Genomic DNA, 2401 nt, shown 5'->3' on the forward strand with positions numbered 1-2401 from the left:
TTGGTTGATAGTGGCCGTTCAAACATTCAGCCAATTCACGCTAAGCAAAACATGCGTATTTCTCTAGAAAACGCTATTGCTCAACAATTGGAGTCTCAAGGTTTTCGTGCAAGCGTAAACAGTGAAAACTCAATTGTTTTAGAGATTCAAGAAGCGCTTGTTACCGTCAAGCACACCATCATGGAAAACCAAATGGATGGTAAAGTAACACTTGAAGTAACCGCTGAAACGCCTGAAGGCAAGCTAGTTAAGACATTCAATGGTACAGCAACTCGCACAGGTGCATTAAGTGCATCAAATGACGATATCGCAATGGTACTAAACGATGTTATCGACTTAGTTCTTAAAGAGATTGCCAATGACCAAGAGCTGCAAACTTACATGAAGGAACGTTTCTAATGGGGCGCATTCTATCTTCTATCGCATTGATGCTGGTGAGCGTGAGCGTTTGGGCTGGTCCTAAAGTGAACGTAGAAACAACATTAGGCGGCTTCACTATCGAGCTAAACCAAGAGCAAGCACCGGTTAGTGTTGATAACTTTCTGAAATATGTTGCTGACGGTAGCTACGAAGGCACTCAGTTTCACCGTGTGATCCCGGGCTTTATGGCTCAGGGTGGTGGCTTCGATCAAGATATGAAGCAATTAGCAACTTATGCGCCTATCAAAAATGAAGGCAGTAATGGCCTGAAGAATGATACTGCAACGATCGCAATGGCTCGCACCAATGCACCAGATTCTGCAACTCGCCAGTTCTTCATTAACTTTGCAGACAACGATTTCTTAAACGCGAAAGGCGGTAATCCTGGTTACGCTGTGTTTGGTAAAGTAACCGATGGTTTTGACGTTGTTCAGAAGATGGCAACAATTCCAACCAAGCGAATGGGCCGCATGTCAGACATTCCTGTCGACCCAATCGTCATCACTAAAGTGACCCTTCTTAAGTAATCCAATGTAACGCCCTTATTCTTAAGGGCGTTTTCTATACAAGGACGCCCCATGTCATCAGGCACCCCCTCTCTTTCTTGGATGCAAACTTTCCGCAGCTACTTAGACAAACGTCTACTTTGGGTGTTTATGCTCGGTTGTTCGAGTGGCTTCCCATGGGTTCTGATTGGATCCAACATGTCTGGTTGGCTAAAAGATGCCGGTTTAACTCGTGCTGCGATCGGTTATTTCGGCAGTGTGTTTGCTGTCTATGCTATTAACTTTTTATGGGCACCGTTGGTAGACCGAGTCAAACTGCCAGTTTTACACGCGATATTAGGCCAACGACGCAGTTGGATATTCTTGTGCCAAAGCTTGGTATTGATCTGTACCCTGTTCATTGCTGGAGTAAACCCAGCCAATGACTTGATGTTCACCTCTATGCTTGCTCTCGGAATAGCTATCGCCTCAGCAACTCAAGATGTCGCAATAGATGCCTTCCGTATTGATTCATTTCCAAAATCGGAAGCATCAAAGTTGCCACAAGCATCCGCAATGGCCGTGATGGGATGGTGGACTGGCTATTCTCTTCCAGGTTATCTTGCTTTTATCAATGCTGACTCAATCGGTTGGAATGGTGTGTATTACGGTATGGCTGGTGTGGTTGTCGTGTTAATGCTGTTTACTCTTTTTGTCGGAGAACCCAATACACAACGTGAAGCATTGCAAGAGCAAGCACAACAACGTCACAACAGAGTTGTCGGTTCAAAAGTCGTCGCTTGGTTCAGCGTTACAGTGCTAGAACCGTTTTATGATTTCTTCAAACGAAACGGAGTTCAAGTTGCCATCACCCTTCTACTGTTTGTGTTCCTATTTAAGATAGGTGAAGCCTTCTTGGGTAGAATGTCTATCACCTTCTATAAAGAGATAGGCTTTAGCAATGAACAGATTGGCCACTACTCTAAGTTAATCGGTTGGGGCGCGACGATATTCTTCACCTTGCTAGGCAGTATCTTCAATGTGAAATTCGGTATTGTACGCGGGCTAATGATTGGTGGCATCGCAATGGCAGCCAGCAACCTAATGTTTGCGTGGATCGCTCAGGCAGGCCCTAGTGAAACTCTGTTCTTGGCAACTATCATTGTCGACAACTTCACAACCGCCTTTTCGACGGTAGCATTTGTCTCTTTCTTAACCTTACTGACTGGTCAAGCTTTCTCAGCAACGCAATATGCCTTATTAGCATCCTTAGGCAATTTCGGTAGAACAACACTGGCTTCATTCAGTGGCGAGCTCGTCGATTACCTCAATGATTGGTCAACCTTCTTTATACTGACGTCATTAATGGTGATTCCGAGTTTGATCATGCTCTATTCGCTACGCCACTTTTTCACTAATTTATTAGAAAAAGCGAAAAACAACCACGAATAAAAGAAAAAGAAAGCAAAAGAGAAGAGGGGAGCATTGAGCTACCC

3 protein-coding genes are annotated in these 2401 nt (G+C 44.4%); all 3 read left to right on the forward strand.

What is annotated here, in order from left to right:
- Nucleotides 1-399, forward strand: a 399-nt coding sequence (locus tag AB4653_RS26695) for a YajG family lipoprotein (RefSeq protein WP_372105739.1), incomplete at its 5' end; no start/stop codon positions are given.
- Nucleotides 399-947 (forward strand): peptidylprolyl isomerase, encoded by a 549-nt coding sequence (locus tag AB4653_RS26700; RefSeq protein ID WP_009848367.1) that lies wholly within the window; start codon nucleotides 399-401, stop codon nucleotides 945-947. The genes AB4653_RS26695 and AB4653_RS26700, both read left to right, overlap by 1 nt.
- A 51-nt stretch (nucleotides 948-998) precedes the next feature.
- Nucleotides 999-2357, forward strand: a complete 1359-nt coding sequence (locus AB4653_RS26705; RefSeq protein ID WP_009848366.1) for an AmpG family muropeptide MFS transporter — start codon at nucleotides 999-1001, stop codon at nucleotides 2355-2357.
- The last annotated feature ends 44 nt before the right edge of the window (nucleotides 2358-2401 follow it).

Source organism: Vibrio sp. 10N.222.48.A3 (assembly GCF_041475345.1).
GTDB classification, from domain to species: Bacteria; Pseudomonadota; Gammaproteobacteria; order Enterobacterales; family Vibrionaceae; genus Vibrio; species Vibrio tasmaniensis_A.